The sequence below is a fragment of the Neobacillus bataviensis LMG 21833 genome (assembly GCF_000307875.1).
GTDB lineage: Bacteria > Bacillota > Bacilli > Bacillales > Cytobacillaceae > Neobacillus > Neobacillus bataviensis.
Window position 1 is genome coordinate 1 of sequence record NZ_AJLS01000089.1, and the last position, 15689, is coordinate 15689.

Below are 15689 nucleotides of genomic sequence, written 5' to 3' on the forward strand. Positions count from 1 at the left end.
GTTTAGTTTTCAAAGAGCAAATGACTCTACCGCTAAAAGCGACTTTATTATCATATCAAGTTATCAACTGAAAGTCAACAACTTTTTTTATTTCTCTTTCGCCGCCTCAGTGACGACTTTTCATATATTACAGGATTTTATTCTATTGGTCAACCCCTTTTTACTATTTTTTTAAAAATATAAAAACCGCTGCTTATCAGCGGCTCGTGTAAGCTATATCACCCATTGCTGGATCGCTACTAATGCGAATAAACCCGGAATACCCAAAAAGCCGGAGACAGCAGAAGTGGCGAAATTAATAGGGACATGTATTCCGTACCGGTTTCCGGCCACATTTAAGAAAAATAACAAGAGGGCCCCAATTAGAAATTTTATAGCTGTATGGCCAACAAATCTTGCTGGCTTAAACGGAGCACCTGAAAATAACAAGATTAAAATAAGTCCTCCTAAAAGAGATATAACGATCATTGGTTCCAAAAAAGCTATCCCCTTTCTATAGTTACCTTCCTTACAACATATGTACAAGTTGTAAGAATAGAACTATGGAAAAGAAAAAGCTTGGTCATCATCTAAATAAAGTTACATTGCGGTGCTTTGCTTCTCTTAACAGAAAAATGTATTTGGCTTCTGCTATTTTTGTTTGGCAAATGACTTCATCAGAAGGGTCGAAGCATTTTTCCAACAGCAGCTTTTCTTGCTGCCAATGTGTCTTATATACATTTAGCTGTGTTAACAGCTTTTCATCATACTCTTTTCGAAGCCGTCCTTTACGCCGAAAAAACATGGTTGATTCCTCCGAAAGTCTTATACTTCTCTTCTACCTTCTATGGCCTTTGATAGAGTTACCTCATCCGCATATTCTAGGTCGCCGCCAACCGGCAGCCCATGGGCAATTCTTGTTGTCTTAATACCCGACGGCTTTAACAAACGGGAAATATACATGGCTGTGGCTTCCCCCTCAATATTAGGGTTTGTCGCAAGAATCACTTCCTGGACAGTTTCATCCTGGAGGCGTTTTAGCAAATCAGGGATATTAATATCCTCAGGCCCAATCCCATCCATTGGGGAAATAGCCCCATGCAGCACATGGTACAACCCATTGAATTCCTTCATTTTTTCCATCGCAATAACATCTTTTGGATCTTGAACGACACAAATGATACTCTTATCACGGCGAAGGTCTTCACAAATATAGCAAGGATCTTGGTCAGTAATATGACCGCAGACAGAACAATACGTAAGATTTCGTTTTGCATTCACAAGTGCTTTGGCGAAATCCAACACTGTGTCTTCTTTCATACTTAATACATAAAAGGCCAAACGGGAGGCCGTTTTTGGCCCGATCCCCGGAAGCTTCATAAAGCTGTCAATCAGCTTCGAAATTGGTTCAGGATAATGCATTCTATTTTTCCCCTTTAAGAAAAGCAAGGGTGCCTGACACCAAAGGATGTAACACCTCAAGTTTTTTCAGCACCCCTGCAACTTTTTTAAAATGGCAGATTCATACCTTTAGTAAACTGCCCCATTGTATTGTTTGTTAATTCTTCCGCCTTTTTAAGCGCGTCATTTGTTGCAGCAAGAACAAGATCTTGAAGCATTTCAACATCATCTGGATCGACGGCCTCAGGTTTAATTTGCACATCTACCACTTCTTTATGTCCTGTTACGACAACCGTTACCATTCCGCCTCCAGCAGTACCTTCAATCTTCTGCTGACCTAATTCTTCTTGTGCCTCTGCCATTTTCTTTTGCATTTTTTGCATTTGCTTCATCATGTTTTGCATATTTCCATTTCCACCGCGCATCATTTTGTTACCCTCCAGTAAATTAGTTTTAGTCGACTATTTCGACGAATTCTTCGCCAAATAATTTCTTTGCTTCCGTAATATGTGGTTCTTCTTCCTTAGTTGTTCCACTGTTTTCTCCATCTTCGCCGTGCTGACTGTTCAGGAACTCTTCGCGAATTGGCAGCCATTGGTCTTCAGGGACTCCTAAGACTAAAAATCGTTTGCCGGTTAATTTATTTATAGCGGCGATTACGGCTTCAAGAAAGTCACTTCTATTCATTGCCATTTGGCAAATCATATCATGTTTAAATTTAATAATAAAAGCATCCGCTGAAGCGGCAATCGGTTCGGCATCATTTAACAAGGCAGCTTGCGACTTTAATAGCCCCGCCCTCATTTCTGCCCAATTTGTTTTAATCAGATTCAAATCACTCTTTGTTGCCTGCTTTAAAACTTCATTTATCTTTCCAACCGCCGGCTGGAATGCCTTCTTCGAGGTTCTTGGTGCTGGCTTTTGCGGCTGCTGTGCCGCTTCTTGTACTGCCGGTGCAACACCATTTGCCTTTAAATGCTGCAATTCAGACTCAAGCTGTTCAATCCTTGATAGTAATTGATTAAGCTGTGGTGATTCTGCCTGATCCAATTGCTTACCTTCCCTTTGACAAAGCTTAACAATGGCCACCTCAAGAAAAACCCTTGGATGGTTAGTCCAGCGCATTTCTTGTTGTGTCTTATTTAACAGGTCAATAAGCTGATAGATTTGTCCAGTTGGGGTGATTTCCGCCATTTGGCGAAACTCATCGTCAAGCATCACTCTTTCAAGCGATTCTTCAAGATTTGGTGCTGTTTTATATAGCAGCATATCTCGGTAAAATAAAATTAAATCCTCAATGAATCGTGTTGGATCCTTTCCGTGAAACAAAAGCTCATCAAGTGCTTCTAAACCACTCGCAACGTCACCCTCTTGAAAGGCAAGCGCTAATTTATTTAGGAACCCCTGAGATACAGAACCTGTGACCGTTAGGGCATCCTCAACCGTGACGCGGTCTTGACTGTAGGAAATCGCCTGATCTAATAAGCTTAAAGCGTCTCGCATCCCACCCTCCGCTGCACGGGCAATCATTTGCAGCGCACGGTCATCACAATCGATACCTGTTTCTTCTACAATTAGTTTCATCCGATTGACAATTGACCCTGCCGTAATGCGTCTAAAATCAAAACGCTGACACCTTGAGATAATCGTTAATGGGATTTTGTGAGGCTCTGTTGTGGCTAAAATAAAAATGACATGCTTCGGCGGTTCTTCTAACGTTTTTAGCAAGGCATTAAAAGCACTAATCGATAGCATATGCACTTCATCAATGATGTAGACCTTATAGTTCACGGAAGTTGGAGCAAATTTGACTTTGTCGAGCACATCTCTCATTTCTTCGACACGAGAGTTGGAGGCAGCGTCAAATTCTAACACATCCGGAATCGTACCGTTTGTGATACCAAGGCATGCGGCACATTCATTGCATGGCTCGGATACAGGTGACCGCTCACAGTTAATCGCCTTAGCTAATATTTTCGCCGCACTTGTTTTTCCCGTTCCTCTTGGGCCGGAAAAAAGATAGGCATGCGAGATTTTTTGCTGAAGCAGGGCGTTTTGTAATGTCTTGGTTACATGTTCTTGCCCTACTACATCAATAAAGGTTTGAGGCCGCCAAACACGATATAAAGCTTGATAAGCCATAGACAATCGCCCCCTTCAAATTTTTCATCTTCTCTATTATAACGTATTCAATTTCCTTTTTACAAAAAGAATAACAAAAAACTCATCCCAATTCTGAGATGAGTTAGTTTATGTAATATAACTGCCGTGCACCTTCCTTCGACTGTCGCCCATAAGCGTTACTTAAGCAGTTAGCTCGGCCCAGGCAACCCTGCGGCACATGGGAGCGTCCACTTAATGCTGCTTCCTTCCGGACCTGACATGGTTCATGGATTCCCATTGCGCAGGACCCGGGCGTCAACACTACTTACTTAAGGCAGACCCTACAGACGATCAGCCTCGGGAAGGGATTCAGTCCCGCTAGAGCGGATTGCGGGTACAGGGCACCGCTACCTCCCCACCTAGCACGGCAAAGTTGATACCAAAGTTTTGTGCGTCCGTATTTGACGCTCCTTTACTATACAACCATTCTAAAAAAAATGCAATCCAAATCAGTTGTAAATTACTGTAAATCAATTAGAGGCGACTTGCTTCTTAGTTGTTTCTCGAGCTTTTTTCTATCTCTTATTTTTCGGAAAAAGTCAGAAAGCAGTTGACCGCACTCCGCTTCTAATACCCCTTTGGTCACTTCACTTTGGTGATTAAAGCGGGGATCCTGCACTAGATTCATCAGCGTGCCAACGCAGCCGCCCTTTGGGTCACCGGCACCGTAAACAACCCTTTTCACTCTAGATAAAATAATCGCCCCTGAGCACATCGGACAGGGCTCTAGTGTCACATACAGAGTTGCGTCTTCCAGCCGCCAGGAGCCTGTTTTCCGGCAAGCATGATCAATGGCTAATAGTTCAGCGTGAGCAAGTGCGTTTTGCTCGCTTTCCCGTAAATTATGAGCACGCGCGACGATGGTTCCGTTATGAACGATGACTGCTCCAATTGGAACTTCATTTAGTTCCTCAGCCTTTTTTGCCTCCTTTATTGCTTCCATCATAAAATACTCGTCTTGGGTATGGTTAAGTTCCATATTAATACCGCCTTTACCATCTCTACTTAAAGACCTTCTTCCAATTTTACAACATTATATCATTTATCCGTCCCCACCCTCATAAAATAGTAATAGCGTAAATGTTTACGGGGAGGGATACTGGATGCAAATCCATGTGATAAAAAGCAATGAAACGTTAACGACAATTGCTAGAACCTATCATACAACCGTTCAAGATATTATGGAGGCTAATGAATTGCCGAATCCAAATAATCTTGTCGTTGGTCAATCGATTGTCATTCCAATTATCGGCCATTTTTATTTCGTGCAATCGGGGGATACTTTATCCTCCATCGGTAGAAAGGTTGGTGTCCCCTATCAAGAACTTGCCAAAATCAATCGCATTAGTGTGAATCAGCCGCTCAATGTTGGGCTTCGTCTCTATATTCCTCAAGCGAAAAAAAGAAATGCAGAATTTAATGCGTATGTTGAACCGCGCGGCACCACTGTCGCCCCTATATTAGAAAATAGTGCCCGCGAGGCGGCACCATATTTAACATACTTAGCCCCGTTTAGCTTTCAGGCACGCCGCGATGGCACCTTGAAGGAACCGTTATTAAATAACTTCCCAACAATCGCTAAAGCCAACCGCAATGTCTTAATGATGGTCATTAACAATCAGGAGAATGATCAATTTAGCGACGAACTTGGCCGCATCCTCTTAAATGATATCGCGATACAAGATAAATTTCTCAATAATATTGTCGCGACAGCAAAAAAATATGGATTCCGTGACATCCATTTTGATTTTGAGTTTTTACGTCCTGACGACCGTGAGGCCTACAACCGCTTTTTACGCAAGGCGAAGCAGCGCTTTAAAAGTGAAGGCTGGCTGATGTCCACTGCCCTTGCCCCAAAAACCAGTGCCACACAAAAAGGGAAGTGGTATGAGGGACATGATTATAAGGCACATGGGGAAATCTCTGACTTTGTCGTCATTATGACCTATGAATGGGGCTATAGCGGTGGCCCTGCGATGGCGGTATCACCTATTGGCCCGGTAAGAAAGGTGTTGGAGTATGCAATCACCGAAATGCCGTCCAATAAAATCCTGATGGGGCAGAATCTCTATGGCTATGATTGGACTCTGCCATTCGTTCAGGGATCAGTGGCAAAAGCGGTAAGCCCGCAGCAGGCCATTCAGCTTGCAGCCCAGCATCACGTCCCGATTCAATACGACACAAAAGCACAGGCGCCATTTTTCAAATATACGGATGCAGGTAAGCAGCACGAGGTATGGTTCGAGGATGCCCGCTCCATCCAGGCAAAGTTTGATTTAATAAAAGAGCTGAATATTAGAGGAATGAGCTATTGGAAGCTTGGCTTAGCCTTCCCGCAGAATTGGCTACTTATCGTAGACAATTTCAATGTTACAAAAAGAAGTTCTTAAATATTTTTTCGACAAGAACTGCCGTATACCGGCAGTTCTTTTATTTTTTTGACATTAATACAACATCTTCTACAATTTCCATATCCCTTCCTCCGACAGATTGTGATAAAATATTCTTTGTGTCAATGAATGAACATGATAGAAATAGACTAAAAAAAACAGTTCAAACTGATTAATTATAGAAAGAAAGTGCAGGGAGCTTACGAAGGAGGACTTATAATGGGGGATACACCCTTTATTACCGTTGAAGGGCCAATTGGTGTCGGCAAAACATCGCTCGCCAAGGCTATTTCTGAACAGTTTCAGTTTGCTTTATTAAAAGAGATTGTTGATGAGAATCCATTCTTAGGGAAATTTTATGAAAATATTGAGGAATGGAGTTTCCAGACAGAAATGTTTTTCCTCTGCAATCGCTTCAAACAATTAGGGGATATCAATACCCATTACTTAAGCCAAAACAAGTCAGTCGTGGCGGACTATCATATTTTTAAAAATTTGATTTTTGCAGAGCGGTCCTTAAATCCTGACGAATACCACAAGTATTACAAAATATATCAAATTCTTACCGAAGATATGCCAAGACCAAATGTCATTATTTATTTGAATGCCAGCTTAGATACACTTCTGGAGCGGATCAAAATTCGTGCGCGTGAAGTCGAGAAGAATATTAGCCCTTTATATCTTGAGCAGCTTTCAATGGATTATGAAAATACCATGGCATCTTTTGAAAAGGAACACCCAGAAATCCCCGTTCTACGCTTTAGCGGCGATGAGTTGGATTTTGTAAAAAGCGAACACGATTTACAGTATATTTTTCAAAAGTTAACCACATCGTTAAAAGAGAACCGTTGGTCTAACAACATAATAGAAACAGGGGGATGTTCGTGAGTATCGTTATTGGTGGGATGATTGGACTTGGAAAAACAAGTGTTGCCGACACATTAAGTGCACACTTTAAAAATAAAGGGATTGAAAGTAAGGTGTTTTACGAAGCAGTCGATGATAATCCGATTCTTCCGCTTTATTATGAACTGACACCCGAGGAATTAGATGCACGGAGAATTCCGTTTCTGTTGCAATTATTTTTCTTAAATAAACGCTTTAAGACTGTAAAAGATTGTAGCAATTGGTGCGAACCGATTTACACAATCCAAGACCGTTCCATTTATGAAGATTGGTATTTTGCCTGTGTAAATAAAAATTTAGGCAGAATTTCGGAACTGGAATTCAAAATTTATGAAGAGCTTGTTGATAATATGCTCGAAGAGTTAAATGAACTTCCAAAAAAGGCTCCGGATTTAATGGTTTACTTGAAAGGTTCATTTGATACGGTCATCGACCGCATCATGGCTCGCGGCCGCAGCTTTGAAATCAACCCTGAACTGAAGGAATACTACTTCGAGGTGTGGAAGGGTTACGATGAGTGGGTTATGAATCAATATGATGCAAGCGAAGTGCTTGTCATTGATATGGATACCACGGACGTTGTTAAGAGCAATGACGATGCTTTACGGGTTTGTCGTGATGTCGAAGAGAAGTTAAACGAGATTCTAAGTATAACGAAGACACCTATTTTCTAAAATAGGTGTTTTTTTATTAGAAAAGCGGAAGCGCCTTGGTCAGGGGCGACAGGCATAAGACGAGCCGGCGAGAAGGTTGCTCTTTAACCTTCTTGACGGATTGGCTTATGACCCCGAGCCCCTAGGCGCTGTAGCTAGACAAAAGAAGATAAAAAAAAATCCGCTACATTAGAATGTAACGGACTTTATCTCCAGTTTTTATGCGCGATTGTAAATATTAATGGAGGAGGAAGAGGGATTCGAACCCCCGCGCGGTTTGACCCGCCTGTCGGTTTTCAAGACCGATCCCTTCAGCCAGACTTGGGTATTCCTCCGTATCGACAAGAGATACTTTATCATATATTTTATCCTATGTCAAACATATTTATGTTAATTTCCGGACAAGTTTTTACTTATCCGGAAATTTATTATTATTGCGGCTTGATGATCTCACGGCCGCCCATATATGGACGTAACACTGTAGGAATGACGACACTGCCGTCAGCCTGCTGATAGTTTTCTAAAATGGCTGCGACCGTACGGCCAATCGCGAGGCCAGAGCCGTTTAACGTATGAACATGCTCCGGCTTCGCCTTTGGATCACGGCGAAAACGAATATTAGCGCGGCGAGCTTGGAATGCTTCGAAATTACTGCAAGAAGAAATCTCGCGGTATGTTTCATAGCTCGGGATCCATACCTCAATATCATATTTTTTCGCAGCCGTAAAGCCAAGGTCACCGGTGCACATGGAAAGGACGCGGTATGGCAGTTCTAGCAATTGTAATACCCGCTCAGCATCATTCGTTAGCTTTTCAAGCTCTTGATAAGAGTCTTCCGGTTTAACAAACTTTACAAGCTCCACTTTATTGAATTGGTGCTGGCGGATCAACCCTCTTGTATCACGCCCGGCAGAGCCTGCCTCAGAGCGGAAGCATGCGCTGTAGGCAGCAAATTTAATTGGCAGCTCCTCACCACTTAGAATTTCATCACGGTGGTAGTTGGTTACAGGCACTTCAGCCGTAGGAATGAGGAAGTAATCTTCGCTGCCGATTAAAAAGGCGTCCTCTTCAAACTTTGGCAATTGGCCTGTTCCCGTCATGCTCGTACGGTTGACCATATAGGGCGGCAGGATTTCTGTATAGCCATGTTCATCCACATGGAGGTCAAGCATGAAGCTTATTAACGCCCGCTCTAAACGAGCCCCTAACCCCTTATAAAAAACAAAGCGGCTTCCGGTCACCTTACCGGCTCGTTCAAAATCAAGAATCTCTAACTGATCTGCAAGATCCCAGTGCGGCTTTGCTTCATATTCAAATTCACGTACTTGACCCCATTTTCTAATCTCGACATTATCATCTTCAGTTTCTCCCATTGGAACACTTTCATGCGGGATGTTTGGAATGCTGAGCAATAAACTATCTAAGACCTCTTCGACACCGCGCAGCTCATCATCAAGCGTTTTAATTTGATCGCCCACTTCACGCATTTCTGTTATTAACTGCTCCGCATCCTGCTTCTCGCGTTTTAACGCGGCTACCCGCTGGGAAACCTCATTTTTCCTGCTCTTTAGCTTTTCAGACTCAACAATTAATTCACGACGTTTCAGATCAAGCTCCTCAAACCGTCCTAAATCGGTTAAATCCTCGCCGCGATGTGCAAGCTTTGCTTTTACTTCGGCAAAATTAGCTCGTAATACTTTAATATCCAACATTGTTTAGACACTCCTTTAAAAAAAATAAAACTCCCGCCCCTAAAACAGGGACGAGAGTTAATCACGCGATACCACCCTGGTTGACAGTCAAGACTGTCCACCTCGAAAAAATGTAACGGTTTCTACCGAAAGTACTTACTGACCTCTAAATAGAGACGTTCCATACCTTGCTCGAGGAGGGATTCACAAGCATCACACACCGGTTCACACCAGCCACCGGCTCTCTTTCTGAGTGAAGTTCTTGTTACTAGTTCCTCTCATTGCTTTTTGCACTATTGATTTGCTTTTTAATTTACTATAATTATATGCTAAATGCAACCATCCTAAACAAATTGTTTAGTTTTTGCTTCCTTTACCATCTCTACAAAGTAGGCGGTAAGGCGATGATTGTCAGTTAGCTCTGGATGGAAGGAGCAGCCGAGAAATTGCCCTTCTCGTGCGGCGACGATGCGGCCATTATGCTTAGATAAAATTTCCACATTTTCTCCTGCCTCCACAATGTGCGGCGCCCTGATAAATACTGCAGGGAAACTGACAGCGACATCCTTAATCGTGAGGTCGGCCTCGAAGCTGTCAACTTGGCGCCCAAATGAGTTCCGTTCCACTTTAATGTCCATCACACCGATATGCGGCTCACTATAACCAACAAGATCCTTTGCTAGAAGAATAAGGCCTGCACAGGTACCAAACATCGGTTTACCTTCTCGGGCAAACCCTTTAAGGGCATCCATAAAATCATACTTGTCGATTAAGCGCCGCATTGCGGTGCTCTCGCCGCCCGGAAGGATAAGGCCGTCTAATTCTTGTAATTGCTCTTTTTGCTTAACAGCAACAGCGCATACGCCACATGCCTCCAGTGAGTTCATGTGCTCGCGGACAGCACCTTGCAAAGCGAGAACGCCGACTTTAATCATAGATTACCAGCCTCTTTCTTGCATGCGTGCTTCAGGTGCTAATGATGAAATTTCAATCCCTTTCATCGGTGTGCCAAGATCCTTTGAAAGTTCAGCGATTAATTTATAGTCTTGGAAATGTGTTGTTGCCTCTACAATCGCTCTAGCAAACTTTGCGGGATTTTCTGATTTGAAAATTCCAGACCCAACAAATACACCATCCGACCCTAATTGCATCATGAGAGCTGCATCAGCAGGCGTTGCTACACCACCGGCCGCAAAGTTCACAACAGGAAGACGGCCAAGGCGCTTGATTTCAAGCAGTAATTCAAATGGTGCACCTAAAAGCTTTGCTTCTGTCATAAGCTCGTCCTCGTTCATTCCAACCACTTTACGGACTTGTGCATTTACCTTACGGATATGACGTACAGCTTCCACAATGTTACCAGTTCCCGGTTCACCTTTTGTACGAAGCATGGAGGCTCCTTCACCAATTCGGCGGGCAGCCTCACCTAAGTCACGGCAGCCACAAACAAATGGAACTGTAAAGTCACTTTTATATAAATGATACTCTTCATCAGCAGGTGTTAATACTTCACTTTCGTCAATATAGTCAACACCCATTGCTTCAAGTACACGTGCCTCAACAATATGGCCAATTCGAGCTTTAGCCATGACAGGGATTGAAACAGCTTTAAGTACCTCTTCAATAATTCTTGGGTCAGCCATTCTAGCCACGCCGCCTGCAGCGCGAATATCTGAAGGAACGCGCTCTAATGCCATTACCGCAACTGCACCTGCTTCTTCCGCTATCTTTGCCTGCTCCGCATTGACAACATCCATGATGACGCCGCCCTTTTGCATTTCTGCCATACCGCGTTTTACGAGATCTGTACCTGTTTTCATTTGTTAAAATCCCCCTTTGTTTTAATATTAAGATAATTTTTTGTATAGCTAGAAAAATTCCCATTCACTTTATCGGAATAATTTTTCCATAAAATCATTAAAGCAACAAAAAAGGATTCCTGTCAAGACAAGAATCCTTTCAAATACAATAGGAATATTTAACACAACTTATTTAAACCAACCTTTAACAGTAGAAGCAATCCCATGCCATACATCCCCGAAGAAATTGCCGACTCCACGCATCATAAGCACAAACCAGTTTGCTTTCTCCACATCTTGTGCTGCAATGACATCTACTTGAATTTGATCTTCCCCTGTTAAGAAGCTAACCTTTTCGCCGTTTTTCGGCTTAACAGTTACATAGCCGACTTTTTCACCTTTTTTAATTGGTGCCGTTAATTTACCATCTTTATTTATTTTCTTTTTATCCAATACCAATACTGGTTGATAATTTTTCTCATCGCCGTTATGAACGATCATGTTTATCGCTGATTTCGTATAAATCTTTACTTCATTTTCTTTCCCTTTAATAACTGGAATTGTTTTTTGCCCCTTTACTTGATAATGCTTAGGGACAATCTTTTCTTTTGAATAATTGCTGAAGGCATAGTCCATCATTTTCCTTGTTTCATCAAAGCGGGCCTTATAACCGCCTTTGCCGCTAGAATCTTTGGCATTTTGGACAACGGTAATAAACCTTTTTCCATCACGACCTGCTGTACCGGTAAAGCAATAGCCGGCAAAATCAGTTGTTCCTGTTTTAAGACCGTCCATGCCTTGGTAGCCGTAATCTAATTCCGGCAGCATCCAGTTCCAGTTGATCATTTCAATTCTATCTTCCGTACCTTCACGGAATGTTTTTTTCGGTGTGCTTGCTGTTTTTAGTACATCGGGAAAATCATTGATTAGGTGAAATGCCAGTTTCGCAACGGCACGGGCTGACATAACATTTTCATCCTCGGCACCTGTTCCTTGCGGCTGCTCACCTTTATAATCACGGTTATTTAAACCAGAGGAATTAACAAATTTAAAATCTTTTAAACCTAACTTGCCTGCTTTTTCATTCATCATTTTCACAAAGTTAGTTTCTGACCCGCCAATGATCTCAGCAATTGCAATCGTCGCTGCATTTGCAGAGTAAATCGCCATTGCATCATATAATTCACGGACATTATATTTACCATCTGCTCTCAATGGAACATTTGAAAGGTCGCGGTTTTGAGAAATTTTATATACGAGATCACTAGGCGTATATTCTTGATCCCACTTCACTTTACCTTTTTTGACAGCATCTAGTAAAATGTACTCTGTCATCATTTTTGTCATACTAGCAATTCCTAGTACACTGTCTGCATTTTTTTCATATAAAACCTTACCTGTTTCTCCGTCAACCAATATAGCCCCATCCGCATTTATATTTAATGCCGCTTCCGCCTTAGCTGGATTCGCACCGGCAAATAGGCTGAAAAACATGATGAGTGCCAGCGCACTAGCAATGCATTTCTGATAAAAATGTTTATTCACTTTATAGCCCTCCAACGTTTTATTACACCTTGGTTATTTTAACACAACTGCCTGGCAAATCATAGGCAGAGCATAGATCCACCTAACATTTAGGACTTAGGACATAAAAAAACAGAGAAGCATAGCTTCTCCGTTTTGAATATGTTTACATTGAATAATTTGGTGCTTCTTTTGTGATTTGAACATCGTGCGGATGACTTTCTCTAAGTCCGGCACCTGTCATCTTAATAAATTGTGCCTCATTTCTTAATGCCTCAAGATCCTTTGATCCGCAATAGCCCATTCCGGATCGTAAGCCACCAATTAATTGATAAATAGTTTCCGCTAAAGGCCCTTTATATGGTATACGGCCTTCAATTCCTTCAGGGACAAACTTTTTATTATCCTCTTGGAAATATCGATCCTTTGAGCCCTTCTCCATCGCAGCTACTGAACCCATCCCGCGATATACCTTAAAGCGGCGTCCTTGGAAAATTTCCGTCTCTCCGGGGCTCTCAGATACTCCAGCTAACAGGCTCCCTAACATGACCGCATGTCCGCCTGCTGCCAGCGCCTTAACAATATCCCCAGAGTATTTAATCCCGCCGTCAGCAATGATCGTCTTACCATGCTTCATTGCTTCTGTGGCACAATCATAGACTGCCGTAATTTGCGGCACACCAACACCGGCAACAACCCTTGTTGTACAAATAGAGCCAGGCCCAATACCCACCTTAACAACATCGGCACCTGCCTCATACAGAGCCTTAGTCGCTTCAGCAGTTGCTACGTTACCAGCAATAATGGTTACTTGTGGAAAAGCAGTTTTAAGTTCTTTTACTGTATCAAGGACACCTTTAGAATGTCCATGGGCAGTATCAACGACCAGGACATCAACGTTCGCGGCAACTAGAGCCTCAGCCCTTTTCATCGTATCACTAGTTACCCCAACTGCCGCACCCGCTAACAGGCGGCCTTGCTTGTCTTTTGCTGAGTTTGGAAATTCAATCACTTTTTCAATATCTTTTATCGTGATTAACCCTTTCAAAACCCCCTGTTCATTTACTAGTGGGAGCTTTTCGATTTTATACTTCTGCAGGATTTTCTCAGCCTCTTTTAAAGTTGTTCCGACGGGAGCCGTTACAAGATCTTCCTTCGTCATGACATCGGAAATTTTAAAGGAATAATCTTGATCCTGAATGAAGCGAAGGTCGCGATTGGTGATAATTCCTACAAGCCTCTGTTCCTCCATATTATTGACGATTGGCACCCCAGAGATCCGGTATTTTCCCATTAAATGCTCCGCATCAAATACTTGGTGTTCCGGTGTTAGGAAAAAGGGGTCGGTAATTACTCCGCTCTCAGATCTCTTCACCTTCTCCACCTGCTCTGCCTGCTGTTCAATGGTCATATTTTTATGGATGACCCCTAAACCACCTTGGCGGGCAATGGAAATCGCCATTTCTGATTCTGTTACCGTGTCCATGCCGGCACTAATGATTGGAATATTAAGCTTTACACTTGGTGATAATTCTACTTGCAGGTTAACATCTCTTGGCAGTACATCGGATTTACCAGGAATTAATAACACATCATCAAATGTTAAACCTTCCTTTGAAAATTTACTTTCCCACATTTTAACGGCCTCCCATATATAAAACTTAAATTGCGTTTCCATCAAAAAATATTATTTGTAGGTTATCAATTGGACAAAATACTGTCAAGGAATAACTATTAGTTTGATTCTTCTGAAAAAGGTGATTTACATTGGATATTGGATTTAAGGGCTGGAAAAGCTTTAGTTGCTTTTTTTCAGCCGAATACTGCCAGCGGTATTTAAAAAGCAGTTATCAAAAGCTTAATTTTGAAAATCCCGAACAAAAGGGGTATGAAAACTGTTATGCCTTTCTCTATTATCTCGAACATGGACAAATATATTATGAACAGGCGGGAAAATCGCCGCTTATTTTAAAACCTATTTTACTTTTTTATGGTCTTGTCCATTTAATTAAAGCATGTATTTTAACCATTGACCCCACATATCCCGAAACAACAGCGGTTTTAGCCCATGGAGTTTCTACCAGAAAGAGGAAAAAGCAAAATTATCTTTTCTTTCAGGATGAAGTTAAATTTCAAAAAAATGGACTCTTCCCCTTCATGTCAGAAAAGTTGTTTCACATGAAACAACTGGAAGGGGAAAAAGTCATAATGGAGGAATTATTACAGCTTATACCGGAACTGGATGAATTATTCTTTATACTTGAGGGAAAACGGACATTTGGAAGGTTATTGCAACAGGGTGATCGTTTCTTGATTCCAGAAACTGTGTTAGATCATTATCATATGACAGAGGATCGATTGAAGGAATTTTTGGGTGCGAAATTGGCTAAAGGAGTTGAGTTTTCCGGTGAAGGGCTTGAGTTAATGATGGGTGATAAAAATCCCTTAGACGTTTCACCATTAAAATTCCATTTAGAGGATGGTTTTTACACTATACCACTTAATAAAAATCACCTTTTTACTTTTCCTGAACTGTTGATTCATTATTTACTGCTTTATAACTTAAGTATGATTGCAAGATATGAGACAGAGTGGTGGAGTGAATGTACAAAAATGATGCCGAATCAGGATTATCCGTTTATTGCCTCATTTATGGACATTACATTAGAAAAGGGGCCATTTTTGATCTATCAATATTTGATGAAATAAGGATAGGGTCGCGATTTGGTATCCAATATACCCGTTTGGCTGCCCTATCTTTTGACTTACTATCTGGTTTTGCTGGTTTACTCTCAAGTTTTGGCCATTTACTATCCACTTCAATTTTTAACGCAAGGCTCTGTTATAACTGAATGTTGATTTCACTGTGTTTGAAAAATAAACGGAAAAATTTCGTTTAAATTGGGAAATACCCATATTTCCTTAAAAATAAAGGAAGTTTTTCCGTTTATATTATCCAAATTTTTGGATTTTGTCTTTTATTGAGCAGTTAATCGGAATATCTCCGCCTAGATCTGCTTCTTAAGCCTCCTCTATATACATTAGCCGGAAATTCTCCGCCTATGAATTCTCATACCCCCACGAAAATCAACAATTATTAGTAACAGAACCTAACGCAAAAAGGACAACCCCTAAGGATTGTCCTTTTCATGTGCCTGGCAACGTCCTACTCTCACAGGGGCG

General features: G+C 41.8%; 15 protein-coding genes, 1 tRNA gene, 1 other RNA gene and 1 other annotated feature. Of the genes, 4 read left to right on the plus strand and 13 right to left on the minus strand.

From position 1 onward, the window contains the following. Positions 1 to 213 precede the first annotated feature (213 nt). The 7 genes from BABA_RS12930 to tadA all read right to left on the minus strand — a co-directional run bounded on the left by BABA_RS12930 (position 214) and on the right by tadA (position 4522). Positions 214 to 477 (minus strand): pro-sigmaK processing inhibitor BofA family protein, encoded by a 264-nt coding sequence (locus tag BABA_RS12930; RefSeq protein WP_007085635.1) that lies wholly within the window; start codon positions 475 to 477, stop codon positions 214 to 216. Positions 478 to 565: 88 nt separating this feature from the next. Next, complete coding sequence (locus tag BABA_RS12935) at positions 566 to 784, minus strand: YaaL family protein (protein ID WP_007085636.1); 219 nt, start codon at positions 782 to 784, stop codon at positions 566 to 568. 20 nt (positions 785 to 804) lie between these two features. Continuing rightward, complete coding sequence (gene recR / locus BABA_RS12940; protein WP_007085637.1) at positions 805 to 1401, minus strand: recombination mediator RecR; 597 nt, start codon at positions 1399 to 1401, stop codon at positions 805 to 807. Positions 1402 to 1487: 86 nt separating this feature from the next. Continuing rightward, positions 1488 to 1808, minus strand: a complete 321-nt coding sequence (locus BABA_RS12945) for a YbaB/EbfC family nucleoid-associated protein (protein WP_211214183.1) — start codon at positions 1806 to 1808, stop codon at positions 1488 to 1490. A 25-nt stretch (positions 1809 to 1833) separates the two neighbouring features. Next, complete coding sequence (gene dnaX / locus BABA_RS12950; protein WP_007085639.1) at positions 1834 to 3522, minus strand: DNA polymerase III subunit gamma/tau; 1689 nt, start codon at positions 3520 to 3522, stop codon at positions 1834 to 1836. Between the two features lie 124 nt (positions 3523 to 3646). Continuing rightward, positions 3647 to 3911, minus strand: an RNA gene (gene ffs / locus BABA_RS26570) — signal recognition particle sRNA large type. Between the two features lie 92 nt (positions 3912 to 4003). After that, positions 4004 to 4522, minus strand: a complete 519-nt coding sequence (gene tadA, locus BABA_RS12955) for a tRNA adenosine(34) deaminase TadA (RefSeq protein ID WP_007085640.1) — start codon at positions 4520 to 4522, stop codon at positions 4004 to 4006. Between the two features lie 124 nt (positions 4523 to 4646). On the opposite strand from tadA, the gene BABA_RS12960 reads away from it, so the two are divergent. The 3 genes from BABA_RS12960 (at position 4647) to BABA_RS12970 (ending at position 7513) form a co-directional block, all read left to right on the plus strand. Beyond that, positions 4647 to 5933, plus strand: coding sequence for a LysM peptidoglycan-binding domain-containing protein (locus BABA_RS12960; protein WP_007085641.1), 1287 nt, complete (start codon positions 4647 to 4649; stop codon positions 5931 to 5933). 219 nt (positions 5934 to 6152) lie between these two features. Further along, entirely contained in the window at positions 6153 to 6821 is a 669-nt protein-coding gene (locus tag BABA_RS12965) for a deoxynucleoside kinase (RefSeq protein WP_007085642.1), read from the plus strand. Further along, on the plus strand, positions 6812 to 7513 hold the full coding sequence (locus BABA_RS12970) for a deoxynucleoside kinase (protein WP_211214184.1): 702 nt from the start codon (positions 6812 to 6814) through the stop codon (positions 7511 to 7513). Before BABA_RS12965 ends, BABA_RS12970 begins: the two co-directional genes overlap by 10 nt. A gap of 221 nt (positions 7514 to 7734) precedes the next feature. Here the strand turns inward: BABA_RS12970 and BABA_RS12975 are convergent. The 6 genes from BABA_RS12975 to guaB form a co-directional block, all read right to left on the minus strand. After that, positions 7735 to 7827: transfer RNA gene (locus BABA_RS12975), tRNA-Ser, on the minus strand. 96 nt (positions 7828 to 7923) lie between these two features. Beyond that, positions 7924 to 9204, minus strand: a complete 1281-nt coding sequence (gene serS, locus BABA_RS12980; protein ID WP_007085644.1) for a serine--tRNA ligase — start codon at positions 9202 to 9204, stop codon at positions 7924 to 7926. A gap of 43 nt (positions 9205 to 9247) precedes the next feature. Further along, positions 9248 to 9474: a binding site (T-box leader), on the minus strand. 53 nt (positions 9475 to 9527) lie between these two features. Continuing rightward, positions 9528 to 10118 (minus strand): pyridoxal 5'-phosphate synthase glutaminase subunit PdxT, encoded by a 591-nt coding sequence (gene pdxT / locus BABA_RS12985; RefSeq protein ID WP_007085645.1) that lies wholly within the window; start codon positions 10116 to 10118, stop codon positions 9528 to 9530. Between the two features lie 3 nt (positions 10119 to 10121). Beyond that, positions 10122 to 11003 (minus strand): pyridoxal 5'-phosphate synthase lyase subunit PdxS, encoded by an 882-nt coding sequence (gene pdxS / locus BABA_RS12990; protein ID WP_007085646.1) that lies wholly within the window; start codon positions 11001 to 11003, stop codon positions 10122 to 10124. A gap of 168 nt (positions 11004 to 11171) precedes the next feature. Continuing rightward, positions 11172 to 12476, minus strand: coding sequence for a serine hydrolase (locus BABA_RS12995; RefSeq protein ID WP_162829841.1), 1305 nt, complete (start codon positions 12474 to 12476; stop codon positions 11172 to 11174). A gap of 196 nt (positions 12477 to 12672) precedes the next feature. Beyond that, positions 12673 to 14142, minus strand: a complete 1470-nt coding sequence (gene guaB, locus BABA_RS13000) for an IMP dehydrogenase (protein WP_007085648.1) — start codon at positions 14140 to 14142, stop codon at positions 12673 to 12675. A 131-nt stretch (positions 14143 to 14273) separates the two neighbouring features. Between guaB and BABA_RS13005 the strand changes: the two genes are divergently transcribed. After that, a complete protein-coding gene (locus BABA_RS13005) occupies positions 14274 to 15215 on the plus strand; it encodes a YaaC family protein (RefSeq protein ID WP_007085649.1) in 942 nt (313 codons plus the stop codon). Positions 15216 to 15689 lie beyond the last annotated feature (474 nt).